This is a genomic window from Acinetobacter sp. UBA1297, assembly GCF_002307755.1.
In the GTDB taxonomy this organism is placed as follows: domain Bacteria; phylum Pseudomonadota; class Gammaproteobacteria; order Pseudomonadales; family Moraxellaceae; genus Acinetobacter; species Acinetobacter radioresistens.
This window is the reverse complement of sequence record NZ_DBUF01000012.1, coordinates 16,018-42,073: the sequence shown is the minus strand read 5'-3', so window position 1 is coordinate 42,073 and position 26,056 is coordinate 16,018. Positions and strand designations below refer to the sequence as shown.

Sequence of the window (26,056 nt, the reverse complement as noted above, 5' to 3'; positions counted from 1 at the left end):
TACCATAATTCCTTTGTGTTCACATCAGTCGAAATTAGAATTTTATGCAAAACAATCAACACCCTACAAGCACTATGTGTATGCTTAAATTGAAAGATGTCATCAACAAGTGCCAAATTAGCCGATCCACCATTTATGACAAGCTGGATCAAAAATCCAAGCGTTATGACCCTGACTTTCCTAAGCCACGCAAGCTGGGAATGAACAGCGTTGCCTGGGTTGAAAATGAAGTTGAGCAATGGCTGAAAAACCTGCCTTACCACTAATTCTATTGGCATAACTTTCATAATTTCTTAGTTCTCAAATTCCCGTAATGACCAAAGGGCAATTTCATCATTTGCCCTTACGGGACAGCTATGACTTATGAAAGTGAATTTAGGTTTTTTAATTTAATTAATAAGCATTAATTATCTATATGAAATAAATAGTTAGGTATCTAATACAGATTAAGTAGCTCTTATACACTCAGTACTGATATCTCATTATTCTTAATAATAACTAGGTACTTAGATACCGATTATTAGCACAGATCAATTAATACCTTATTCAAGTAAATTAATCACTTAAATATAAAAAATAGATTGATTAAACAGATGGATACAACTGTCTGGGTAACCGATTCAGTATTCACCGTACTCAGTTATCCACCCAACAGTACCATCATTTTAATAGTTAAAACTTACTTAGATTAGAATCTTATGAGTAATCCCATATGGAACCACAAATTAATATTGAACAAAATTATCCGTCTAATGTATTAGAGCTCACTAGTGAACAATGCAATGGTAAATTTACTCTTAAAGAGAATCCCGTTGTTTCAAGTATGTTCAGTATGATTTTTGCCATTAATCAAATTGAACGTGAATCACTAGAGTACTTATTTAAGCTCAACAATGAAGGCTTAAGCTTAAAGACCTATGACACTTCACTTGATTTATTCTTAAAAGGAATCTATTCAATTGAACAAGTCAGTCAAAGTAACTATCACTGTGAACATAGCGTCATTTTTAAACAAGCCTATGATGCAGTGGTTGCACCTCACATTCATCCTAACGATGAAACTTTATTTTGGAATGCACTACCAAATTATAGATTCGTAGTATTAGATGAGGAGACAGGAAATCCCAAAAGCTCCCATACAACTGCTCAACTAAAAAATGAGTTGATTCGTGAGATTTTTATCCGGATAGATTCACCTATCTTTAAAGCGGCCCAGAATGCACGTGCTGAAAAAGCCAAACATCAGTACAAGCGGGCAGTCAAGTTAATACAATGCCTGAGAGAGCTTTTTAGCAAATTGTTAGTAATCCGTATTGATTTATGCTGGAAACACCTGATACAGGATAATCTCACGTTTGACGAAATGAGAGCCTATTTCGCTCAACTGTTAAAGCGCTTTCATTATGACAAAAACCTTCCCAACATTGCTGGTTATATCTGGAAGCTCGAATTCGGTCAGCATAAAGGCTACCACTATCACTGCCTGTTCTTTATGGATGGTAATAAGTTCCAGCGTGATACTCACTATGCAGAGGTCATTGGTCAGTACTGGTCACAACTGACCGGGAACAAGGGCTACTACTTTAACTGTCACCGCGACAAGATCAAGTATCGCAACCTGGCTATTGGCATGGCTCATCATGATGATCAGACCTTCTTTGACAACCTTGATCAGGTTCTATTGTACATCTGCAAGCAGGATCAGTTCCTCATTGATCAACGTCTTCTAACCCAAAAATTACGTGTATTCCAGACAAGCAAGCTTCCTCGTAAAACCGGGTCTGTGGGGCGTCCCCGCCAATTTAAATACCATGAGCTGTCACCTGTTCAAGCTACACCAAAAGAGCTTGTAACAGGTATCCATACACCGGCTAAATTTAAAGTATTAAAAGGAAATATATAATGAGCTTCGAAAAACTTGAACAAATCAATGCAACAGACTTAATAGGTGGCTCAAATAATCTGCAGCTCTTGTCTTACCTGAAGCATTTAAGTGAAACTGCTCATCAAATGAGCTTGAAGAACTCAAAACCGTTCCAGACCAAAGGAGAGGTACTCATACCTTCAGCAGCATTAATTCAACTAGACACAGCAGTAAAAACCATGTTGCAAATGGTTCAGTCAGGTTGTACGCCTTCCCTCTCCCTGCAAGCTCATCCATTTGTATTAGACAAAATGAGTAGCCTGTTATTTTTTAAAGTTTATGAAATTGTTAAACAGAGGCAATGGATAGATCTTTTAGCAATTAACCAGCATCCCGCAAAAGCCCAGATACATCTATTTTTACAGCAATTATGGAATGAAATCCGGGGATATGCTGCAAGTACTGAGGCTCAAAGTAATCTTAAAACCCGTAACAAGCTAATAACCGATCAAGCTACCAAAAATTCTAGAGTCGTTAGCCGACTACTTACTGCTCATACTAATATTCAGGTAGCGAGAGTTTCTTGTTTATTTAATATGACTGGTCATACACAGCTACTAGACATGAACAGAGATGAGAAGGTGATGACAAAGCTAAAAGGCAAGTTAATTAAAGAGCTTCTACAACTCAATCAAGGAGGGATATTATGTATTCAGTGGCGTATCCAGCAAACCCTGTTCGGTCAGTACTATTTAAATATGCTGGTTTATTATCGTGATCAACATCATTTAAATTTACCTAGTCATGAAGACCACTTTATACATGGATCTGATGACAGTACACAACCGACTGTTCAACTGGATTTAAGCAATACTCTTATACATTATGCTCGAATTGAAAGAGATAATTTTCAGGGAATAAATCTGGCGCAATGGAAAGTAATTTTTAAAGTGATGCTCTATCCTTTGAAGTATTATTATTATCATTCCAAAATCATATCACCCAAGTTTGAATACATCATTTACTGATGGCATTTTAATCAATTCTTTAAAAGCCCAATAATTATTTATTGGGCTTTTTTTATTGAAAAAGTAGTTTTATAAGACTGCAATAAATTAAAACTGAAACGCTTCATTTTCCTATTACATCCTAAATATACCTATTTGAGTTAAACACATCCAAAATTTTATGTGGGGTAGTTTGAGGGGTAAGCTACAGGTAAAAAAATAAGCCCTTGTAGATACAAGGGCTTATAAAAATATTTGGCGGAAGCGGTGAGATTCGAACTCACGGAGGGCGTGAACCCTCGTCGGTTTTCAAGACCGGTGCATTAAACCACTCTGCCACGCTTCCAACGAGCGCTATCATATAAACTATTCGTAAAATTGGCAAATCATTTTGTAGATTTAATTGGACAAGTGTTCAAAATAGAATCAGATATTATAAATTTTATGGTTTTTCATAACGAATTGCATTGATATACCACTGCTTCTTCCCTGAAGGGGTCATCACTTCAATCTCATCATTCACCTGTTTTGAAAGTAATGCCCTAGCCATAGGTGAATCAATTGAAATATGTTGAGGATGATGATCATAAATCTCATCTACCCCGACAATTCGTAAAGTTTTCTGTTCACCATATTCATTCTCAATATCTACCCAGGCACCAAAGTAAACGCGCCCGTCCTGTTCAGGTGAATGGTCAACAATTCTCAGCTCTTCCAGCCGTTTTCCTAAATATCTTACCCGACGATCAATCTTGCGTAAGAGCTGCTTATTATATTGATAATCGGCATTTTCACTACGATCGCCCAGACTGGCAGCCCAGTTAACTTTCTTGGTTATTTCTGGACGTTCTTCGTGCCAGAGCTGTTGTAATTCAGCCACCAACCGGTCATGGCCGGCTCGAGTAATTAAGTTAGATTTCATTATGAATATTCAGTTTAAATACGTATTCAATTTATATAATTATCTATTATGCCATACATTTTCAACATCTTGTCATAATATTAATTTAAAATATATTAATATCAATGACTTATATAAATATCACTCATCTATTTTTGATCAAAATTTGACATAATAAAATTTGCACTTTATTATCCGTTCACTTTTTAGTATTTATGTTCTTTTTATCTATGTAGTTAAACTACACAGTTTTATTTCATCCCTGTCATTTTAAATGACTTCATGACTGCCCATCCTCTTATTGAATTTATCAACTTATAAAAGTTGCAGACCCGTTTTTGTCTGCCTTTTAGGGCATAAGTTACTTTAGCGGAGACACCATGCACAGTAGTTCAACTTCTGGGTCAAGGCTTAGCCTTAACTCTTTATTTTCTACTCTCCCTGTTCGATTACTTGTATTAAGCACAGCTCTTGTACCTTGGCACAATATTAATGCAAGTAAAGCTTCACAATATAATTCCGTTGTGAATACCAATACGTTAACTGTGGTCACGGTGGAAAGCCCGACGACCTTATTTAAAGATGGCAAGATTATGTATGGCTTCGGCTATGATCTTGTCCGTAATTATGCTCAAAACCTGAATGTCAGGCTCGAACTAAAGACAGTTGCAGACAACGCAACAGCTTTAAAATGGGTCGCTCAAGGCAAAGCCAATATGGCAATGACTACGGCTGACTTTAATACTATTGAAAAGCACCAGCTGACGTCTTTCTCTGCAAGCTGTGGAGATACAACCAGTCTGGTTAAAAATGGTTTAAACCCAGCATTGAACTGGGTATTCAAGCAGGCCGAAGAACCGCTAGCTGCTACTGCAAGTGGCTATATCTGCCAAGGTAAACAAAATGGGGCCATTCGTCAGTTGGCTTCTTTTTACAACCGTAATGTAGTACAGCCTGATGCCTGGAAAACCATTCAGCGTGATTTGTCAAAACGTATGCCGATTTATAAAGCGAGTTTTCAGCAAAGTGCTGAACGTTATGACCTAGACTGGCACCTGCTGGCTGCAATTGGCTATCAGGAATCTTATCTAAAGCCCAATTCAGTTTCACCTACAGGCGTACGTGGCCTGATGATGCTCACCAGTAGTACAGCTAAAGCCATGGGAGTACAGAACCGTACAGATCCCCATCAGAGTATTCAAGGCGGGGCCAAGTACTATGATTTAATGCTCGACAAGTTTTCTGACGTTCCTTATCCGGACCGTAACTGGTACGCCTTGGTAGCTTATAATATGGGTCCTGGCGCTGTTGGCCAGATTCAAAAACGTATTCAAACCCAAGGTCGTAATCCAAATAACTGGGTAAATCTTTATGATTATCTGGAACGCCATCAGACCAGTAATGGTCGTTATCGTCAGGCTGTGCAATATGTTACCCGTATTCGAGCCTATCTTGAACATATCAAGAAGTCTGAACTGGTCACAATTTAGACAAAAGTGTTATATGTGATATAGTATATAATACAAACAATTTAATTTATAAAAAAAGCTTACCTTCACGGTAAGCTTTTTTTGCTCTTAAGCTTCTTTTTTTCAAGAAGTTTGCGCAAGAATGTTCTTAAACAGGTCTTTCTGCTCTTGGCTTGGCTTTACAGTCTGTAATGCCATCAATTGTGACATATCGCCTTGTACCTTGATTTTGCCTGTCATAAATGCTTGCATCGCAGCTGCCATATCGAATTCAAGGAAGACTTTACGCAGGGTTTCGCCATCCATATTCAAAGTAGTTTTAGCATTTGAAGACAGACCTTTCTGGATTTTTCCACCATCTAATGAAAGTTCAGTCGTATTATTGTCTGCATTTACAACTACAAGATTAATTGCCAGATTAGCCAAGGCTGGTGGCAGGTTCAAATCACCTGCTTCAGCAGTTAATTTATCAACAGTTGCAAACCAATCATCAGTGAGTAACGCAGGCATAATTTTTCCTCAAGTATATTTTTCAATTTATAGAGCTGCCTTTCCAGACAGCATATTCATGAAGCTGTGAGCTTTTATTTTGTTATAGCATGTAATGAGGCAATTAGAACAATTTTTTTGTACTGATCATTCAGTTTTTGATGTTTTTATGTATTACTGATTTAAATAGGCACCTTAACTGGGCAAGATGCCTAATATTTGATTTTATTCAGCAGCAAAACTCAAATTAACTACATCCAGACGATTAGTTTTTTCCGGTTCTTTGAAGTCATACTCACGTTGCGAATCAAGTATCTCAAAATCGAACAGTTCACGGTCAGCCAGCTGAGATGGTGATACATTCTGCAAAGCGCCGAAAATACTGTGCAGACGTTTCGGATGGGCTTTATCCCAATCACGCAACATATCATTAATGATTGCGCGCTGCAGATTTTCCTGAGACCCACAGAGATTACATGGAATAATTGGGAACTGGCGCAGCTCCGCATATTTTATAATGTCTTTCTCTTCCACATAAGCCAGTGGACGAATCAGAATATTCTTTTTGTCAGATGACAACAGTTTTGGTGGCATGGCTTTTAGACTGCCACCATGAAACAGGTTCAAAAAGAAAGTTGCCAGAATGTCATCACGGTGATGTCCAAGAGCAACTTTAGTTGCGCCGATTTCCTGGGCAAAACCGTATAGGGATCCACGGCGTAAACGCGAGCACACAGCACAGTATGTTTTACCTTCCGGTGTCAAGCGTTTGGTAATGGTATAGGTGTCTTTTTCCAGAATGTAATATGGAATATTGTTTTCTTCCATATAACGCGGCAAGACATCCTCTGGAAAGCCAGGCTGCTTCTGGTCTAGGTTGACAGCAACTACATCAAAGTTAATTGGTGCAATACGCTTGAACTGTAGCAAAATGTCCAGCAAGGTATAACTGTCTTTACCACCCGATACGCACACCATTACCTTGTCGCCATCTTCAATCATCTTGAAGTCACGAATAGCATGGCCAACTTGGCGACGCAGCTTTTTAAGCAGACGATAATAGGCTGAACTGGTTGGCAGTTCTGGCTTGAAATTAAATCCCTGGTTGGACTCAACTGGCGAGTACATAGAACAGAATTACCCATAAAAGAAATACCGCGCGATTTTAGCCGATCTCCCTCCGATTCGCATCACCGAATTACAATTAATGTGGAACACCACTGGTCAGAAAAAAATAAGCCTTTGTATAAAAAATAGACGCTCGCGTTCAAAATTGTATCAAAATGCTTATATTTTGGACTTTTCCACAGTTTTCCACAAAACCTGTGGATAAAATTGTGGATTTCTCTAGGCTTGACAGGGGGTGTAATCGGCCTATTAAGGGTTTTATTTAAATTGATCATTTTTTGATCAATTAATATTTATTAATAATTACAAATGCTTATATATGTCAAGCTATACTTTTTAAAATTTTTTTTTTATTTATTTGGTTATTTTCAAAACAAATGGTCTTGCTTTTTTTTCAATTTTTTTTGTTAAAGAAACTCAAGTTTTTGGTTTCCATTGTAGAGTTTTTTGTTAAACTCGGACTGAATTTTGAGCTCCAAGTTGCTTACAGATTACTATGAAAACTTACTTTGATATTTCACGCTTGGGTATCTGGGGATGTGCCGTACTTGTACTGGCTTCAAGCTATAGTAGTGCAGGTCAAATGTATGTCTATAAAGACCAAAGTGGCAGCACCCTCCTGACTAACCGTAAAATGAATGACAGTTCATTAAAGAAAGTTAAAGTTACTTATTATCCTGAGAGTAATATTCACAGTTATAGTAACTGGGGAAAGTCAGAAGCGGCGGTGTTGCCAAGCTATAACAAAAATCGTGATGCTTTTGATCATATAATCAAACAGGCGGCTCAGCAGCATGGTGTCAGTGAAGGTCTGATTAAAGCAGTTATGCACACTGAATCAGGCTTTAATGTAAATGCCCGCTCTCCTGTAGGTGCACAGGGCTTGATGCAATTGATGCCTGCAACAGCACGGCGCTTTAATGTCTCAAATGCATATGATCCTTATCAGAATATTCTAGGAGGAGCCAAATATTTAAGCTGGCTCCTGAAACGTTTTAAAGGCAACACGCATCTTGCTCTTGCAGCCTATAATGCAGGAGAAGGTAATGTTGCTAAATACGGTGGTATTCCCCCATTCCGTGAAACCCAAGATTATGTTCGTCGGGTCACCAGTCGTTATAGCAACCTTTACTCGGGCGGAGCTCTAAACCTTACTGCCAGTAATAATCCGGAAAATGGATTGCTGGTTCAGGAAACAGTGAATTCTGCTGCAAATACTCAAGCTGCAGGCCGGAGCTATGCGCCCCGGCAAATTATTACGCTGGCAGATGGCTCCTATACAGATGCACCAGGCACTTATGTCAGCTCTAACGCTACAGCCTCAGCACGTATTCATATTTCTAACTGATCTTTTGATTCATTTTTTCTATATATATTTTTCAAGTTTTTCTTGAATTTTAACGAGCATCACCGCATATTAGTTTTACGATTTATATTTCAAAATCGATTTATTTTTTCTATTAAAAGAGGATTATCTCAATGATGCGGATTGGTTTGTTCTTGCTAACCAACCTCGCGGTACTGGTAGTAGCTGGCATTATTTTGTCGCTCTTCGGAGTCGGAAGTTATCATGGTGCGGGTGGCCTTAATCTGGGCAACCTTTTAGTCATCTGTTTTGTATTTGGTATGGTGGGTTCTCTCATCTCCCTCTTTATGTCCAAATGGATGGCTAAAAAGGCGACCGGTACACAAATTATTGACCCTAATGCTCCTCAAAATCAGGCAGAAGCCTGGTTATTGCAGACCGTTGCTGAATTATCACAGCGTTCTGGCATTCAAATGCCAGAAGTGGGCATTTTTCCGTCTTATCAGTCTAATGCATTCGCAACAGGCTGGAACAAAAATGATGCACTGGTCTCGGTCTCTACCGGTTTGCTTGAACGTATGAATAAGGATGAACTGCGTGCAGTACTGGCGCATGAAATCGGCCACGTCGCTAATGGCGATATGGTTACACTTGCCCTGATTCAAGGGGTAGTGAATGCTTTTGTCATGTTCTTTGCCCGTGTAGTAGGCGACTTCATTGACCGTAACGTATTTGGCCGTGAAGATGGTGAAGCACCTGGGCTGGCTTACTTTGCAATTACTATTGTACTGGATATTGTATTTGGTATTCTTGCCTCTGCAATTGTCATGTGGTTCTCACGTTATCGTGAATATCGGGCCGATGAAGCGGGTGCACAGCTTGCCGGAAAACAGGCTATGATTTCTGCCCTGTTACGTCTACAGGCAGAGTCTGACATGCCAGATCAGATGCCTAAAGAAATGAAAGCCTTTGCAATCTCTTCTGGTAAAGAAAGTGGTTTTAGTCTGGCTGCTCTGTTTATGACACACCCGACTATTGAAGACCGGGTAGCTGCTTTACAGCGTCTCAACTGTCCATAAGTTTTTCTGTTGATTCATCCAGATTCAAAAAAGCCTCCTGCGTGGAGGCTTTTTTACATTTAACCTTTTAAGCTAATGCAGTGTATATTTTAAAAATACTGCTGTGCCAGCCTGATAGCAAACCACAAACCGGCTGCAAATAGAATCAGGAACAGAACTCCGACCAAGTCAGGTATATGTAGCCATAACCAGGCCACCACTGGCTGGCGCCAGAAAGTAGAATGTTGCTGTTTACGTTCTAACTTCTCATGCAGATAGGGATGCCTTAAATGAATATCTGTAGTCATCTGATATTCTGTGCGGATATGTTCATGCACAATATCAAGTGCCTTGCGGCTCGGCCGGATAAATATATCAAATACCGTACCGATTACAGGCACAAAACCGACTACTGCATCCAGGGCAGCCATTTTAATAACTGGCCGCAATTTATGGGAAGGCACGCCAATCTGGCGCCCTTTGTAAACTGCATAACAAGTCAGGGCAAAGCCTGCCAGATCTCCTGCAATTGGTATCGTGCTCAAGGCTGCATCCGCACCGATTCCCTGCTTGGTAAAAGGAATACGAACTAAAGAGTCCATGATATTGGCAAACTTGGCCAGATCACGCTCCAGACGGATCACTTCTTGCTGAGTAAGTTTTTTTTGTTTTTCAAGCCCGGGCATTACCAATTCCAGTCATTAGAGAGTCATCAGCATAAAACAGATTAAAACACGAGATGTATTAATCTGTGTACTAAAACAATAATTTGGATGCTACAAATAAGTAGATAATCACGCCTGTAGCATCACAGATTGAGGTAACTAAAGGTGCTGAAGCACTGGCAGGGTCCAGTTTCAACTTATTTAAAATAAAAGGCAAGCTCATACCCGTCAGACAACCCATGAGTACAATCCCTACCATGCTAATTGCCAGTACAATCGCGACCATGAAATCACCGCGAATATAACCTAGCATGGATACGGCACAAGCCATCGTTACGCCTAAACAAAGTGCCACCACAGTTTCACGGCCGAGCAAGCTGAACCAGTCTTTAAACTGTACATCTCCGGTCGCCAAGGCACGCACCATGAGAGTAGCAGACTGCGATCCGGCATTTCCCCCACTGCCCACCAGTAAAGGGAGAAAGAATACCAATACAATGTGAGTTGAAATAATCTCTTCAAAATGTGCAATTCCAATTCCCGACAGTAAACTGCCAAAGACCAGAATAACCAGCCAAAATACCCTTTTTTGGTATAAGGTTATGATGGGAGCAGTTTTCAGGCTGAGCTCAGCTAACGGACTGACTGCACCGGATTTTAAAATATCTTCGGTAGTTTCTGCCTCTACAATATCCATCACATCATCATAAGTGATAATGCCCAGCATTCTTTCCTGCTCATCCACTACAGGTAGAGCGATTAAATCATAGTAAGCCAGAGTTTTAGCAACGACTTCCTGATCATCATAGGTATAGACATAAATCACATCCCTTTCCATTACCTCTGCAATTGTAGCTTCGGGCCTGGCCTGAATAATCTGGCGTAGAGAGATGACACCTATCAGCTGATTCTGCTCATTTACAATATAAACCAGATAAAGGGTTTCCCGTGTTGCGGCGATTATACGCAGCGCCTGGATGGCTTCATCCATGCATAAGTCTTGGTGTAAGGTAACAAAGCTGGAACTCATCATCGCACCAGCTGTACCTTCAGGATAAAGCGCCAGTTTTCTTAAGGTATTTTGAGACTCCTCAGATAGCAGTGTCATAAGCTGTTGTTGTAATTCTGGTGACAGTTTTTTATAAATATCGACAAAGTCATCAGAATACATATTATCAAGAATAGGGATGAGATCAGGAACAGGTATAAATTCAGCCAAAACAGCTTGCTGGCTGAGCGGCAAATATGCAAACACCTCACTTGGCTCATCCAGTTTCTGCAGGATATTGACCTGTTCTGCAGGGGGCAATCCTTTTAATACACTAGCTTGATCAGCAATATTTAATTCATTTAAAAGGCCAATAGCCGTATTGAACTTTTCAGAACGGAGCTGTTGGCGAACATATTGTATTTTCTCTGCAATCTGCGGCATGCCTGTCTCATGATAATTTATTGATTAAATAAAAATTTATTTTTGATCAGGGGGATTAAACTACTTCTATCATGGTCTGGAGAGTTTTCACTATAATTTTGCAATACGCCTACATTTATCGAATAAAGTCATAAACTGAGGGCGGTCTTTAAAGTAAAAAACCTGATCTCGTCAGATTTTTTGAAAGACAAATCAAGATAAATCAACTAGCCAAGGTGCTGTTTTCTTGTCATCAGATTCCGGACCAAAACATACATGAATGGAATGAATATCACTACCAAGACCGTTCCAAACATGACTCCACCTAGAACACTGGTACCAATTTCCTGACGGCTGGCAGCTCCTGCACCAGAGGCAAACACTAGTGGTACTACACCAGCACCAAAAGCCAGAGAAGTCATCAAGATCGGCCTCAAGCGCAAGCTGGCGCCTTCCAGAGCTGCTGCTACTGCATCTTTGCCACGTTGCTGGGCCAGTGCAGCGAATTCAACAATAAGAATGGCATTTTTGCATGACAGACCAATTGTTGTCAGCAATGCGATCTGAAAGTAAATATCATTAGGAAAGCCAGCTAGATAACTGAACAGGATATTCCCACCAATACCAAGTGGTATTGCTGCCATAACCACTGTCGGTATGCTCCAGCTTTCATAAAGGGCAGCGAGGCACAGAAAAATAAAGCCAATCGATACCAGATATAACCAGATTGCCTGATTACTGGACTGCTGTTCCTGAAAAGATAAACCGCTCCAGGCTAAGTCAATGTCAGGAAATTGATTAATCAGGGTCTGGACATCTTGCATCGCTTCACCGGTACTAAAACCAGCTCCTGCATCTGCTTCCATTTGTAATGCAGTGTAGCCCATGAAACGGTTAACTACTTCTGGCCCGCCAGTCCATTCAAAACTGGCAAATGTAGAAAATGGAACCATTTGACCAAGATCATTACGGACAGACCAGAAATATAAATCTTCAGGTTGTGCCCGATAAGCTGCATCGCCTTGCATAATGACCCGCTTAATCCGTCCCCGGTCAATAAAATCATTAATATAACTACCACCCCAAGCAGCCGCCAGAGTACTGTTAATCGCAGGCTGACTTAAGCCTGCTGCCATTGCCTGTTTTTGGTTAATATTGACCTTCAACTCAGCCTTGTCCGGATTAGCTTTTTTGTCCAGATTTTGAAAACTGTCATATTGACCGGTTTTGGTCTGTAATGACTTAAACTGCTGTTCTAGATAAGCCCGGCCTTGGCCGTTAATATCGCGAATCCAGAATTCCAATCCATCTGTCTGTCCGAGACCACGAACAGCTCCCGGCATATTGATCATAATTCTGGCATCAGGATTATTACTGAAATACTTTGTGGCACGTTCACGAATTGCCTGCGCAGAATTTTCCTGCCCCGGACGATCATCCCAGTGCTTGAGCGCAATGAAACCCTGTCCAAGATTTTGACCTGTACCAGAAAAGTTACGGCCATAGCGGATAAGTACCAGTTCAACATTCTCTTGTTCTTCACTCAGGAAATAACGCTGAATCTCTTCTCCTACTTGCTGGCTCTTAGCCATTGGAGCGCCATTTTGCAAGCTAAACTGGATATTAAGCGTGCCCTGATCTTCACTTGGAATAAAACTGCTAGGTAGGGCACGATAAAACAGCGCAAATACAGCAATCAAGGCTATAAATACGACTGAATAAATTATCTTGTGCTGCATGGAACTCTGGATCACTTTGAGATAATACTGTCTGAGTCGCTCCAGTTTTTCATTGAACCCGTTGGCCCAGCGAGCATGTTGCTGCTTGGGTTTTAAAATCAATGCACATAAAGCAGGAGTCAAAATCAAGGCGACTAGCAATGACAATGCCATTGCTGCCACCAAGGTAATTGAAAACTGCCGGTAAATTACACCAGTTGAGCCACTAAAAAATGCCATCGGAATAAAGACAGCCGTGAGAACCAGCGTAATACCCACTAGCGCACCACTAATTTCCTGCATTGACTCTAAGGCAGCCTGTTTTGGGCTGAATTGCCTCTCTTCGATCAACCGCTCGACATTTTCAACCACAACAATCGCATCATCCACCAGCAGGCCAATCGCCAGTACCAGAGCAAATAGGGTCAATGTATTTACACTTAAACCTAATACGTACAGTATGGCAAAGGTCCCTAAAATTACTACAGGTACAGTAATAGTAGGAATTAAGGTTGCACGCCAGCTTTGTAAAAACAGGAACATTACCAAAATTACAAGAATCACTGCTTCAATCAGAGTTTTAACTACCTCTTTAATTGACTCTTGAACAAAAGGTGTATTATCACGTGGATAGACAATTTTATAACCGGCTGGTAGCTTCTCGGTAAGACGGTCTATGGTCTGTTTAATTAAGGCGGAAGTCTGCAAAGCATTTGCGCCCGTAGACAGTGAAATGCCCAGACCTGCTGATGGATAACCATTAATGGTATTAAATGACTGGTAGTTCTCTGCCCCAAGTTCAATTCGGGCAACATCTTTTAAATATACAAAACCGGCATTAGCAGAAGATTTAATAATAATATTTTCAAACTCTTCAACCGTTTTTAAACGTGAACCCGAGCTGACTTTAGCATTCAGATACTGTTCACTAGCTGTAGGCAAGTCTCCAATACCCCCTGCTGCCACCTGAGTATTTTGTGCTTCTACAGCTGCACGAATATCACTTGGCATTAAATTATATTGTTTTAAACGGTCTGGATTCAGCCAGATCCGCATTGCATATTGCGAGCCAAAAACATCGACTTCACCAACTCCTTCAATCCTGGAAATCTCCTGTTCCAGATGAGTCATCATATAATCAGATAATTCGATATTATTACTTTTGCCAGTCTGGTCATAAAGGCCTATGACCATATGCGTATCGCCTAGCGATTTCCATACATTAACACCTTGCCGCTGTACATCCTCCGGCAGACGGCTGAGCACGCCATTAATACTATTTTGTACCTGAACTTGGGCCGTATCTGGGTCTGTACCATTCTCAAAACTAATACTGATCCGGCTACGTCCCGATGAATCACTGCTGGAGCTAAAATATAAAAGATGATCAATACCTTTGATTTGCTGTTCAAGCAGCTGCGTTACACTCTCTTCTACGGTTTCTGCAGAAGCGCCATTATATGTAGCCGCTACAGTAATCTGCGGTGGAGCAATATCCGGATAGCGTTCTACAGGCAGGTTTATGACAGAGAAAATACCAAATGCCATTACAATAATGGCGAGTACTCCTGCAAAAATGGGACGTTCAATGAAATATTTCGACAACATAAATGTTCAGGCCACCTGCTCGGCTAGAGTGAACAAAAAAAGAATATGGCGGACCACAGTCTGGCAGATTAAAGTTATAACATTGAATAGGTATGACGAAAATTCATTATTCTCACGCATTTACATAAATTTATATAACTTATTAAATGAGGAGAGAATATGAAGGAAAGTGGTTTAAACACTATTACTATAAATGTAATTGAAGTTATTGAGGCTTATAAACCATTTTCTTATTCTGAGCTACTGCTCATCAGAATAGTTATTTAAGAGATCATTATGAAAATAAAATTAGCGAAATTTTGGATATAATGATCTTGCCAGTTTACAAGGTAATAAAAATTAAAAATGGCTTCACATGAAGCCATGTATTAGAAATTATTTTTGCAAGACATTATTAAAATAGACAGGTATCCAGAGATACTGTTCATTGGCAACCTTAGAAATATGTCCAATGCCCGGAAAAGGTAAATGTGGTGCAGCTACCCAGCTACCTTCATCCGCAATTTTACTGAACAGTTTAAGTCGGGTTTTTACAGCTTCATCTGGCTGGATATCATACTCAATAGCAGTACGCGGCGCTTCAAACTGCACACTGTGCGAATGCACTGTATCTCCAATAAAAACTATTTTATCTTTATTCTGCTCCAGCACAAAACTGTGGTGGCCGGGTGTATGGCCACGTGTATCCATCACCTGAAGGCCAGCAATCGATTGCCCCTCTTTAAAAGTTATAAATTGTTTATCTTGTTGATAAGGTGCTATCGCGTCCTGAATTTTGTTGCGGGTTGACTGATAATTTTCCAGTTGTTCTTTAGACAAATTTACTGGTGTCTGACCTAACCAGTAATTTACTTCACGTTCATGAGCATAGACTTTGGCGTTTGAAAAAACTTTTTGACCCTCTTTAGTTAAACCGCAGACATGATCAGGATGTAAATGCGTCAGTAACACTACATTCACGTCCTCAAGCCGATAGCCTGCCTTGACCAGATTACTGCTCACTGAACCGAGATGCGAACCAAAACAGCTAGCAGCACCACTATCTACTAAAACTAGCGCTGTTCCAGTATTAATTAGGAAAGCATTTACCGATGTTTGTACACCCTGTTGCTGATCATTATGGTATTTCTTTAAAATCTGCTGAATATGTTTTACCTGAGAATTATTTAGCGTTTTAAATAGACTAGGTGACATATAATTGGTGCCATCCAGCAAAGCGGTAACTGTATATTTACCCCACTGCTGATGATAATAACCCGGCACCTGTTCAGTTGGTGTAGCTGTTGAAGCCATACCAGTTGAAGAAAGCACTGTAAAACTAACCAAACTGATGAGTGTTTTAAATATTTTCACTGCTTACCTGCTATATTAATTAAGAGCATGAACTGTTTTTAATATATTTTACCCCATTAAGCGAGTCTGTTCTGGGACACTCGCCAATTTTTATACCCTTCTGATAACCGATAAGCTCGTTACAAAAAGTTCTATACTGATTTAGTTTATAATATGGAGGAACATTATATTTTTTTATCAACCGATTTTTATCTTATAGGTTCTATAGAAATATTGTTAAAGTAGCAATGAACAACCCTATACATAGTCCTAAAATAATTAAAATCATCTTTTTTTGAAATTCAGCAGCTCGTCTATCTTCAATTAGAATATCCTGTTCAAATTGCTTGAACTCTCGATAAAGCTGGTCACCTGATTTGGAGCCCGGTGCACCTTTTAATTTAAAATTATGCATACCACTCTTTCTCGCTTTCGCAAACCTGAAAATCTATTCTCATAGAGAAAATCTAGTAAAAAATCTGCTTTTTCTAAAATAACCAGGATATTTGCTTTGAGACAAACTAATTTTAAAAAATGAAAAATTTAAATCTATATCCAGCTAATTATTTTATAATTCAATTAAATAGTTACACTGGCAACACATTACACTTTTATAAAAAACTTAAATCTAGGTATCTTGGACTATTTCTTTATATTTAGCTTATACCCTTACTATTTATAAGGGTTTTAATTATTTTTAAAATCTTTCTCTAAAATGAGCTTAATTTCGCAATAATTTTTTAAATTATCTCTATGGTATTTTTTTCCAAATTTAATTATTTTTCTAAAATTTTATATATTAAAAATTTTTTAGCAATAGGAATAAACCATAGGACTGAACTCTTAAATTAAATATTTTTCAGGTAAGCCTCTCTGTTTTAACTAAAGATTCATAGAGTAAATATTTCAGGAAATAAAAAAGGTCGCACAAAGCGACCTTTTTTATTCACTCCACTATATCAAGAAAACTTTTGTAGTGAAGCGATAAATATATTCAAGCCATATCTATATATGAAATATCAATGGCTTAAATAAAGCTTGGACAGATTACATCATGCCGCCCATGCCACCCATACCGCCCATATCTGGCACAGCTGGTTTGTCTTCTGGAATGTCAGTAATCATGCATTCAGTGGTCAGCATCAGGCCAGCAACAGAAGCAGCATGTTCAAGCGCAGAACGCGTTACTTTTGCAGGGTCAAGAATACCCATCTCCAGCATGTCGCCATATTCACCTGAAGCTGCGTTATAACCATAGTTACCTTCGCCGCTCTTCACTGCATTGATTACTACTGAAGGCTCATCACCTGCATTAGAAACAATTTGACGAAGTGGTGCTTCAATAGCACGACGCAGAATATTGATACCTACATTCTGGTCATCATTGTTACCAGTTAGGCCATCAAGTGCTTTTGCAGCACGAACCAGCGCTACGCCACCACCAGCAACTACACCTTCTTCAACCGCAGCACGCGTTGCATGCAATGCATCATCTACACGGTCTTTCTTCTCTTTCATTTCAACTTCAGTTGCAGCACCAATTTTGATCACTGCCACACCACCAGCTAATTTAGCAACACGTTCCTGAAGTTTTTCTTTATCGTATTCAGATGTAGATTCTTCGATCTGTGCACGGATTTGCTGTACACGCTCAGCAATTGCATCAGCATTACCTGCACCATCAACAATCACTGTATTTTCTTTAGATACAGTAACTTTATGTGCAGTACCCAGATCTTCAAGGTTAGCCTGCTCAAGAGACATACCCACTTCTTCAGAAATTACGGTTGCGCCAGTCAGGATAGCAATATCTTGCAGCATGGCTTTACGGCGATCACCAAAGCCAGGAGCTTTCACTGCACACACTTTGATAATACCGCGCATGTTATTTACAACCAGAGTTGCCAGCGCTTCGCCTTCTACGTCTTCTGCGATGATCAGTAACGGCTTACCTGTTTTTGCAACAGCTTCAAGTACAGTAATCAGTTCACGGATATTACTGATTTTTTTGTCAACCAGAAGAATGAACGGATTTTCCAGCTCAGCCGTCAGAGTATCTTGCTTGTTTGCAAAATATGGAGAGATATAACCGCGGTCAAACTGCATACCCTCTACAACATCAAGCGAGTCTTCAAAGCCTGAACCTTCTTCAACGGTAATTACGCCTTCTTTACCGACTTTTTCCATTGCCTGAGCAATCAGCTTACCTACAGTCTCATCAGAGTTTGCTGAAATTGAGCCCACTTGTTCAATGGCTTTAAAATCATCTGCTGGCTTCGCTGTAGCGCGGATATTTTCAACTACAGTCTTCACTGCAAGATCAATACCACGTTTCAGATCCATTGGGTTCATACCCGCAGTTACTGATTTAATGCCTTCATTCAGGATTGCTTGCGCAAGTACAGTTGCGGTTGTTGTACCGTCACCTGCGATATCATTGGTTTTTGAAGATACTTCACGTACGAGCTGTGCGCCCATATTTTCGAATTTATCTTTTAGAGAAATTTCTTTAGCAACGGTTACACCGTCTTTAGTAATATGCGGTGCACCAAAAGAACGGTCAATCACTACATTACGGCCTTTAGGACCTAAAGTTACTTTAACAGCATCTGCCAGAGTGTTTACACCAGCAATCATTTTTGTACGGGCTGAATCACCGAATTTTACGTCTTTAGCTGACATTTTTAACTCCAATTTTTTAAGAAATACTTGATCTGATCACAAATGAGTTAAACGTAAATTAGCCTTCTAACACCGCAAGGATGTCAGACTCTTTCATAATAAGAAGCTCTTCCCCATTTACTTTTACAGTTGTACCGGCATAAGTTCCAAACAGAACCTTGTCGCCAACTTTTACGTCAAGTGCACGTACACCATTATCAGTAATTTGACCATTACCCACTGCAATGATTTCACCTTGAGAAGGTTTTTCTGCCGCAGAACCTGGCAATAAAATACCACCAGCAGTTTTTGTTTCTTCTTCTACACGACGAACTACTACACGGTCATGTAATGGACGAATATTGCTCATAATTAACTCCATCAGACTAAGTCTTTTTTAAGTAATCAGTTATTACTTTATTTATAAGTCTAAGTAATAACCTAAAGTGTTTTGATGACACTTTTGTGGGGATAGAAAAAAACGCTTCAAGGGGGAAAATAAAAAAAATTTGTATTTTTGTATTTTTTTTAACCGCTCAACAAATCTTGGGTAATTATTTAATCACATCTGTCCGTAAAACAAATGATTGACTCTCTTCATTAAACCAGTATTGCAGAATTTCACCAGATATTGAAACAGTGTTAAAACTGTTCGGCAGGTTCTTGTGCAAGCGCCAGGAAGTCGCAGTACCGGCATGAATATTATAAATAGGATGATCAACTTTTAAATTATACAGTCGGGCCAGATCATAGATCGCGGTTTTATGTAAATGGCCATGTAAAATACCAAACAATTTATATTGTCCCCAAACCTCTAGAGCCATACGGCCGAGTACCGGACAGTCTTTTAAACCATGGGGGTCGTCAGGTTCAGTATAAAACGGCTGATGTGACGTAATAATTTTAAGTTTATGTAAGGGGGCCTGTTTTAGTTTCTCACGGGTTTCATGAATTTGCTCTAGTGAGACATGACCACGTGTATGATAACGCCGTCTTACACTATTGACTCCAATAACATAAAAGTGTTCGGTTTCTAGTACATTTTCCAAATTACCGAAAAAATACTGGTAACGGGTAAACGGGCTAAAGACACGATTCCACAAATGATAAAGTGGTATATCATGATTGCCAGGTACAACCAGATAAGGAATCTGGAGACTCTCTAAAAACTGCTTACAATAATAAAACTGGATAAACCGGGCACGTTGGGTCAGGTCCCCACTTACCACGAGAGCTTCGGGTTGTTGCTCTTTACAGAATACTCGTAAGGCATTTATGCATTCTGGCCGCTCGGTACCAAAATGCAGATCAGAGAGATGGAGCAGCATAGGGCACCATTATGTTAAGCGCATTTTTTTCAACTGTAATTTTTAAAGGTGTCTGGAACTCGACAATTTCTCCATCAATCGCCACTTTAATATTTTTTTTAGCTGCATGTACCTGAACCTGATCTGCGCAGAAGCTATAGACCTGTGAAGCCTGTTCAAGCTTGCCTTGTATCAGTTGAAATAGCAGTGTAAACAAAGTTCTTTTATCAGTATTTGCTACAGCCACACCGGCAACCCGGCCAGCTGTCGCACAGTCAGCAACACGCAGACGCATTTCCTGTAGCTGAAGTTGATTATTACCAAAAAAGACCAGCGGCGTATTTAAGGGATATCTTTTACCATCCACTTCTAAAGTTAGTTTTAAAGCTTTGCGGTCTCGAATCATGACATCCAGAGCTGAAGCATATGCATTAAATGTAAAGCGGCCAAACCGCTGGTTATATGCCTCCCTTCGCTTAATAAAGAGTGGATATAATCCTAGACTTGCATTGTTCAAATAAATCTGATTATTAAGTTTTGCCACATGAATCGCCTGAGGCCGACCAGAAATAATTACCTTTGTAGCTTCAAGCAAATCTAAAGGAATATTCAGGGCCCGCGCGACATAATTAAATGTCCCTAAAGGTAATAAGCCTAGCGGTATGTCAGTATGCAATAACTTTGCCCCTACTGCATTTAGAGTACCATCCCCCCCAGCTGCGACCACAACCCCTACATCTGGCCCATTTAAATGACGATCCAGTACATCCTGCATCAGCCGGTCAAAATCTGAGTTTGAATGTAATTCCAAGACCTGAATTTCGAAGCCATGTGTACTGAGTTGAGTTAGTATTTCTTCATAAAGCTCATCGCGACGGGCTGCATGAAAACCAGAATTTCTGTTATAAATAATGGTTAAAGGGCGCAATTGCTCATTCATAAACAATAAAAATTAAAGTAGTTGCTCTAATTTCGTCCAATTAATAGACAATTAAAATAGGCATTATGTAAAATTTAAATGAGTATGATTTATTTTACCAATAATAGTAAATTCAATTTTTTTTAACGTAATCATTTTATTTTTAATAAAATTTTTTAAATAAATACCATATATTTTTATTAAAAATAATTTGATATAAATTTCTTAATCTAATTTAATATATTGATTTTAAGGATATTTATATAAAGATATCTATGTAATTACTTTCAGCCTTTAGTCTTATTTTTTTTATTAATTTATGCTTTAATACTGCCACTTTTTTTATTCATTTTGTTTGTCTTGTTTAGACAGACGAATTTGTACTTGTACTTTGTACATATTTTTAATAGGCCTCACCATGACCCAAGTGAACGCACCAGAATTCGTTCGTCATCCTAAGCTTATTGCATGGGTTGAAGAAATTGCAAAATTAACGAAACCTGCAAAAATTGAATGGTGTGACGGTAGCGACGAAGAATATCAACGTCTAATTGACCTGATGATTGCTAACGGCACCATGAAAGCATTAAACCAAGAAAAACATCCTGGTTCGTATCTTGCAAATTCTGATCCTTCCGACGTTGCTCGTGTTGAAGACCGTACTTACATCTGTTCTGAAAAGCAAGAAGATGCCGGTGCGACCAATAACTGGGAAGCTCCAGCCGAGATGCGTACCAAACTGAATGGTTTGTTTGACGGTGCTATGGCTGGACGTACCATGTATGTCGTACCTTTCTCTATGGGCCCGCTGGGCAGCCACATTGCACATATCGGTATTGAATTGACCGACTCTCCTTATGTTGCAGTGAGCATGACTAAAATGGCTCGTATGGGTAAAGCCGTTTATGATGTGTTAGGTACTGATGGCGAATTTATTCCATGTGTTCATACAGTAGGTGCACCGCTTGCAGAAGGTCAAAAAGATGTCTCTTGGCCATGCAACAAAGAGAAATACATTGTTCATTACCCAGAAACCCGTGAAATCTGGTCTTACGGTTCTGGTTATGGTGGTAATGCATTACTTGGTAAAAAGTGTCTGGCACTTCGTATTGCCTCCGTCATGGGTCGTGACCAAGGCTGGCTAGCTGAACATATGCTTATTCTGGGTGTAACTAACCCTCAGGGCGAAAAACACTATATCGCTGCAGCATTCCCGTCAGCCTGTGGTAAAACGAACTTTGCCATGCTGATTCCACCTGCAGGTTATGAAGGCTGGAAAATTGAAACTGTAGGCGATGATATTGCCTGGATCAAACCAGGTGAAGACGGCCGCCTGTATGCAATTAATCCAGAAGCTGGTTTCTTTGGTGTAGCACCTGGAACCAATACTAAAACTAACCCGAACTGCATGGCAACGCTGCATAAAGACGTCATCTATACTAACGTTGCTGTGACTGAAAATGGCGAAGTATGGTGGGAAGGTCTGTCTAAAGAAATTCCAGCAAATCTTACGACATGGAAAGGACAGCCTCATGCAGAAGGCGAAAAAGCTGCGCATCCGAATGCCCGCTTTACTGTTTCAGCAGCTCAGTGCCCTTCTATTGATGCAGACTGGGAAAACCCGGCAGGCGTACCTATTTCTGCATTTATCTTTGGTGGACGTCGTGCCGATACAGTACCTTTAGTTTCAGAAGCTTTTGACTGGGTAGATGGCGTATACAAAGCAGCAACCATGGGTTCAGAAACCACTGCTGCAGCTGTAGGTCAACAAGGCATCGTACGCCGTGATCCGTTTGCAATGCTTCCATTTGCTGGTTACAACATGGCCGACTACTTTGGCCACTGGCTAAGCATGGGCGAAAAAGTTGCTGCGCAAGCTGAAGCACATGGCAACCATTTACCGAAAATCTTCAATGTAAACTGGTTCCGTCGTGACGCTGAAGGCAACTTTGTATGGCCTGGTTTTGGCCAAAACATGCGTGTTCTAGAGTGGATCATTGACCGTTGTGAAGGTCGTGCAAGTGCAGTTAAAACTCCAATTGGCTATGTTCCAACTTATGAACAGCTCAACTGGACTGGTCTAGACTTTAGCAAAGAACAGTTTGATACTGTAACTTCTCAAGATAAAGACCAGTGGATTAAAGAACTGGAAAGCCATACTGAGCTATTCAGCAAGTTAGGTGACCGTTTACCACAAGCACTGAAAGACTGTCAGAATCAGCTGCTTGATGCTGTAAAATCAGTTTAAATCAGTGAAATAAAAAAAGGTCGCAATTGCGGCCTTTTTTATTTTAATTTCATCCAAGCTCTATTGATCAATCACCAGAGAAAAATTGCTATTATCATTTACCCATTAAATTGATGTCTTTAACATTTACTTAAAATTTCTTCAGCTTACTGAAGCATATCAGTCCTTAAGATTGCTTATTTCCGCTAGTTCTATGCCATACTTGAACCTATAAGGATAAAAGGCTTTCTAATTATGAAGAAAATAACTTTATTGGTTACTTTACCATTATGTTTTATTATAACGGCATGCCAGACTAGCCCTCGCCAGTACAATGGTATTACAGGCTATCAGATCGAGAACAAGTCTGCCCAATCAGCGACGATTGCCTATACTTTGGCATTACGTGCCAACCAGTCTATAGATGAAAATAAATTGCAGATGGCTTGTCAGCAAGTATTAGGTACTGGTAAAACTTATAAAATTTCAGTATTAAGCGCCAATGAGATTCCAAATCCTGCTGCTACCCAGCAGGACAATTATGGTATACAACTCGGCCAGAGCCGGGCCTCATTCAGTTTATCTGATACCCCAAGTTTAAATAACAGTGAAGATTACGCAACTCGACAGGCGCTTGAAGCCAAGCCTGCAACTCTACGCGTCATTCGCTATACCTGTTCGTAATATTTTATGTTTTATCAGCTCAGACGTTATTTAAACTTATAACGTCTTATAAAAGCTGACATTGCGAAATTCTTTAGCTTCATCCAGGTCTGGCCAGGTGGTGGCACTACGTTCTTCAGTTTTGCAGTAACGAGAGTGACTAAAGTTTTTTACCCGACTATCTGCCACCCAGACCGTTGAAGTGAATTTCAGAAATTCATCCAGAAAGAAGCGGTTACTCTGATCGTAAAGTACATCAGCCGCTAATAACACATCAACCTGCTCTGCCTTATACAAGTCATCCAAATACTCAAGCTCGACATCATTAAGCTTTGCATTCTCGCGACAAGCCGCCAGACTGACCTGATCGATATCACAACAGATTACCTGTTTGGCACCTGCCATTTTAGCGGCAATAGCTACTACTCCAGAACCGGCACCAAAATCCAATACCACTTTATCTTTGACATGCTGTGGCTCGGCAAGCAACCACTGTGCCATAGCAAGTCCTGAAGCCCAGCAGAAAATCCAGTAAGGCGTATCATTCCAGATACGTCGAATAACCTCATCATCGAGGCGGCCAGTAGGAAAAACTGGCGGTATTAACCATAATAAAATAGGGGTTTCAGGTAATTGCTGTGCCTGTAGTTCACACTGTGGTATAACCTCATGTAAAGCTTGAAGAAGATGCTCAGGAGCCTTAGCCAGTTGAAAAGTACAACTCATCAAAAATTTAACCTTTATTAAAGCGATTCAAAGTTATTAAAGCTTAATATGATACGCACTCTGGTCCATACCCCACTGCTTAAAGGCAGAATTTATAATAAAAGAATAATTCTGCGCCCTATAATTTTTTTAATACTTTTTAAAGAGTTTCGCAGATAGTTTTTCTGCCTTTTTCAAAACAGAAATAAAGTGAACAGCCGATTAATTCAAATAAAGATCAGGATAAACAGGCGATGAAAATAGTTTTAAAAGCTTTATTAACATAAAAGCCATGCAAACTTGATATTTACATAGCTTTTAATAATGCTCTTAAAATCAAGCCAATGCTTTCTCAGCAGCTTCAACTGTCTGGCGAATTAAAGTCGTGATTGTCATTGGCCCTACGCCACCTGGAACAGGAGTATAAGCAGAAGCAAGCTCTTCAATACCTGCTAGTTGAATATCCCCCACACCACCGCCATCACGCGGATGAAAACCAGCATCAACTACCACAGCACCCGGCTTGATCCATTCCTTTTGTATAAACTCGGCTTTTCCAACAGCCCCTACAAGGATGTCAGCCTGCTTAACAAATTCAGAGAGGTTCTGTGTACGTGAATGGCAAATCGTCACTGTAGCATTAGCCTGAAGCAACATCATTGCCATTGGCTTTCCCAAAATAGCAGAGCGGCCTACAACAACGGCATGTCTACCTGCAATTTCAATATTATTTTCTTTTAAGATCGTTATGATTCCAGCAGGTGTTGCAGAGCCATAGGCAGCCTCTCCCATTGCCATACGACCAAAACCCAAGCAAGTCACGCCATCTACATCCTTTTCTAGCGATATGGCATCAAAACAGGCACGTTCATCAATCTGTTCCGGAACAGGATGCTGAAGTAGAATACCATGTACGTCAGGGTTTTCATTTAGCTTTTCAATTTCTGCCAGTAACTGCTCAGTAGTTGTTTCTTTTGGCAGTTCCACTTTAAGAGAATCCATACCAACACGACGACAGGCATTCCCTTTCATGCGTACATAAGTAGCTGAAGCACCATCATCTCCTACCAGGATAGTTGCCAGAATTGGCGTACGACCTGTTTTTTTCTTTAACGCCTCTACACGTTGCAACAAGTCAGCTTCTATCTGTTTCGCCAGTGTACGACCGTCTAAAACCAATGCCACAGCACATCTCCCAAGTGGATATGAATCAATTTTGCACATAATACATGATTATTTAACCGTTTTTATTTTAGTTGCTGTTTTTATGTGCATATTCACCATACATCCTATTGTTTTTTTTTCAAAGATTGCTAATATGTGCATCACCAAGAGATGGCGGGGTGGCAGAGTGGTCATGCAGCGGACTGCAACTCCGTGTACGCCGGTTCGATTCCGACCTCCGCCTCCAATCTTGTGTAACGCCCGGGTGGTGAAATAGGTAGACACAGGGGATTTAAAATCCCCCGCCCACAAAGCGTGCCGGTTCGAGTCCGGCCCCGGGCACCATTTTAAAGCTAAAATAAAATGGTGTAATAAAGAATCCAGCTTCAAGCTGGTTTTTTTATGCCTGTAATTTCTTGAATATAAAAATATAAATTTTACAATGATCAAGTTT

General features: G+C 40.0%; 20 protein-coding genes, 3 tRNA genes and 1 pseudogene. 10 read left to right on the top strand and 14 right to left on the bottom strand.

The genetic code is table 11. The annotated features are described in order from the left end of the window. The first annotated feature begins 80 nt into the window (after positions 1 to 80). From B3R63_RS05235 to B3R63_RS05225, 3 genes are all read left to right on the top strand, one after another. Positions 81 to 266 carry an AlpA family phage regulatory protein gene (locus tag B3R63_RS05235; RefSeq protein WP_005404905.1) on the top strand — a complete coding sequence of 62 codons (186 nt, stop codon included), beginning with the start codon at positions 81 to 83 and terminating at the stop codon, positions 264 to 266. A 446-nt stretch (positions 267 to 712) separates the two neighbouring features. Beyond that, positions 713 to 1,903 (top strand): YagK/YfjJ domain-containing protein, encoded by a 1,191-nt coding sequence (locus B3R63_RS05230; protein WP_286728959.1) that lies wholly within the window; start codon positions 713 to 715, stop codon positions 1,901 to 1,903. After that, entirely contained in the window at positions 1,903 to 2,892 is a 990-nt protein-coding gene (locus tag B3R63_RS05225) for a hypothetical protein (protein WP_005015592.1), read from the top strand. The genes B3R63_RS05230 and B3R63_RS05225 overlap by 1 nt, the downstream gene beginning before the upstream one ends. A 235-nt stretch (positions 2,893 to 3,127) precedes the next feature. Here B3R63_RS05225 and B3R63_RS05220 read toward each other — a convergent pair. Together B3R63_RS05220 and greB are read right to left on the bottom strand one after the other, a co-directional pair. Then, positions 3,128 to 3,217, bottom strand: a tRNA-Ser gene (locus B3R63_RS05220). A 96-nt stretch (positions 3,218 to 3,313) separates the two neighbouring features. Further along, entirely contained in the window at positions 3,314 to 3,793 is a 480-nt protein-coding gene (gene greB, locus B3R63_RS05215) for a transcription elongation factor GreB (RefSeq protein ID WP_005015597.1), read from the bottom strand. A 359-nt stretch (positions 3,794 to 4,152) separates the two neighbouring features. Between greB and B3R63_RS05210 the strand changes: the two genes are divergently transcribed. Then, on the top strand, positions 4,153 to 5,262 hold the full coding sequence (locus B3R63_RS05210) for a transglycosylase SLT domain-containing protein (protein WP_286728957.1): 1,110 nt from the start codon (positions 4,153 to 4,155) through the stop codon (positions 5,260 to 5,262). 102 nt (positions 5,263 to 5,364) lie between these two features. On the opposite strand, the gene B3R63_RS05205 is transcribed toward B3R63_RS05210, so the two are convergent. Both B3R63_RS05205 and ttcA read right to left on the bottom strand, forming a co-directional pair. Further along, the gene (locus B3R63_RS05205) at positions 5,365 to 5,751 is read right to left on the bottom strand and encodes an SCP2 sterol-binding domain-containing protein (protein ID WP_005015601.1); all 387 of its coding nucleotides are present in this window, start codon (positions 5,749 to 5,751) and stop codon (positions 5,365 to 5,367) included. Between the two features lie 204 nt (positions 5,752 to 5,955). Further along, positions 5,956 to 6,858, bottom strand: coding sequence for a tRNA 2-thiocytidine(32) synthetase TtcA (gene ttcA, locus B3R63_RS05200; RefSeq protein ID WP_005015602.1), 903 nt, complete (start codon positions 6,856 to 6,858; stop codon positions 5,956 to 5,958). Positions 6,859 to 7,354: 496 nt separating this feature from the next. On the opposite strand from ttcA, the pseudogene B3R63_RS05195 reads away from it, so the two are divergent. Next, positions 7,355 to 8,000: pseudogene (locus B3R63_RS05195) on the top strand (lytic transglycosylase domain-containing protein); the annotation flags it as partial. A gap of 337 nt (positions 8,001 to 8,337) precedes the next feature. Further along, on the top strand, positions 8,338 to 9,243 hold the full coding sequence (htpX, locus tag B3R63_RS05190) for a protease HtpX (RefSeq protein WP_286728953.1): 906 nt from the start codon (positions 8,338 to 8,340) through the stop codon (positions 9,241 to 9,243). 89 nt (positions 9,244 to 9,332) lie between these two features. Here htpX and B3R63_RS05185 read toward each other — a convergent pair whose 3' ends face one another. The 8 genes from B3R63_RS05185 to B3R63_RS05150 all read right to left on the bottom strand — a co-directional run bounded on the left by B3R63_RS05185 (position 9,333) and on the right by B3R63_RS05150 (position 20,864). Continuing rightward, positions 9,333 to 9,908, bottom strand: coding sequence for a DUF4112 domain-containing protein (locus tag B3R63_RS05185; protein ID WP_286728951.1), 576 nt, complete (start codon positions 9,906 to 9,908; stop codon positions 9,333 to 9,335). Between the two features lie 70 nt (positions 9,909 to 9,978). Further along, positions 9,979 to 11,319 carry a magnesium transporter gene (gene mgtE, locus B3R63_RS05180; RefSeq protein ID WP_286728949.1) on the bottom strand — a complete coding sequence of 447 codons (1,341 nt, stop codon included), beginning with the start codon at positions 11,317 to 11,319 and terminating at the stop codon, positions 9,979 to 9,981. A gap of 206 nt (positions 11,320 to 11,525) precedes the next feature. After that, the gene (locus B3R63_RS05175; protein ID WP_286728947.1) at positions 11,526 to 14,624 is read right to left on the bottom strand and encodes a multidrug efflux RND transporter permease subunit; all 3,099 of its coding nucleotides are present in this window, start codon (positions 14,622 to 14,624) and stop codon (positions 11,526 to 11,528) included. A 375-nt stretch (positions 14,625 to 14,999) separates the two neighbouring features. After that, complete coding sequence (locus B3R63_RS05170; RefSeq protein ID WP_248131243.1) at positions 15,000 to 15,977, bottom strand: MBL fold metallo-hydrolase; 978 nt, start codon at positions 15,975 to 15,977, stop codon at positions 15,000 to 15,002. 1,026 nt (positions 15,978 to 17,003) lie between these two features. Next, entirely contained in the window at positions 17,004 to 18,638 is a 1,635-nt protein-coding gene (gene groL, locus B3R63_RS05165) for a chaperonin GroEL (RefSeq protein WP_005015664.1), read from the bottom strand. 58 nt (positions 18,639 to 18,696) lie between these two features. After that, complete coding sequence (locus B3R63_RS05160) at positions 18,697 to 18,987, bottom strand: co-chaperone GroES (RefSeq protein WP_005015665.1); 291 nt, start codon at positions 18,985 to 18,987, stop codon at positions 18,697 to 18,699. Between the two features lie 184 nt (positions 18,988 to 19,171). Beyond that, positions 19,172 to 19,945: a metallophosphoesterase family protein gene (locus B3R63_RS05155; protein ID WP_286728945.1), complete on the bottom strand. Its 774-nt coding sequence runs from the start codon at positions 19,943 to 19,945 to the stop codon at positions 19,172 to 19,174. Further along, positions 19,926 to 20,864 (bottom strand): diacylglycerol/lipid kinase family protein, encoded by a 939-nt coding sequence (locus B3R63_RS05150; protein WP_286728943.1) that lies wholly within the window; start codon positions 20,862 to 20,864, stop codon positions 19,926 to 19,928. Before B3R63_RS05150 ends, B3R63_RS05155 begins: the two co-directional genes overlap by 20 nt. Positions 20,865 to 21,261: 397 nt before the next feature. On the opposite strand from B3R63_RS05150, the gene B3R63_RS05145 reads away from it, so the two are divergent. Further along, positions 21,262 to 23,091, top strand: a complete 1,830-nt coding sequence (locus tag B3R63_RS05145; RefSeq protein WP_286728942.1) for a phosphoenolpyruvate carboxykinase (GTP) — start codon at positions 21,262 to 21,264, stop codon at positions 23,089 to 23,091. Positions 23,092 to 23,325: 234 nt separating this feature from the next. Then, the gene (locus B3R63_RS05140; protein ID WP_005015673.1) at positions 23,326 to 23,754 is read left to right on the top strand and encodes a hypothetical protein; all 429 of its coding nucleotides are present in this window, start codon (positions 23,326 to 23,328) and stop codon (positions 23,752 to 23,754) included. Positions 23,755 to 23,790: 36 nt separating this feature from the next. Here the strand turns inward: B3R63_RS05140 and B3R63_RS05135 are convergent, their stop codons facing one another. Both B3R63_RS05135 and folD read right to left on the bottom strand, forming a co-directional pair. After that, positions 23,791 to 24,459 carry a class I SAM-dependent methyltransferase gene (locus B3R63_RS05135; RefSeq protein WP_005015675.1) on the bottom strand — a complete coding sequence of 223 codons (669 nt, stop codon included), beginning with the start codon at positions 24,457 to 24,459 and terminating at the stop codon, positions 23,791 to 23,793. Between the two features lie 315 nt (positions 24,460 to 24,774). Continuing rightward, a complete protein-coding gene (gene folD / locus B3R63_RS05130) occupies positions 24,775 to 25,623 on the bottom strand; it encodes a bifunctional methylenetetrahydrofolate dehydrogenase/methenyltetrahydrofolate cyclohydrolase FolD (protein WP_286728940.1) in 849 nt (282 codons plus the stop codon). A 152-nt stretch (positions 25,624 to 25,775) separates the two neighbouring features. Here folD and B3R63_RS05125 point away from each other — a divergent pair. Then, positions 25,776 to 25,849: transfer RNA gene (locus B3R63_RS05125), tRNA-Cys, on the top strand. Positions 25,850 to 25,861: 12 nt separating this feature from the next. Further along, positions 25,862 to 25,947 (top strand) — tRNA-Leu (locus tag B3R63_RS05120). Positions 25,948 to 26,056 lie beyond the last annotated feature (109 nt).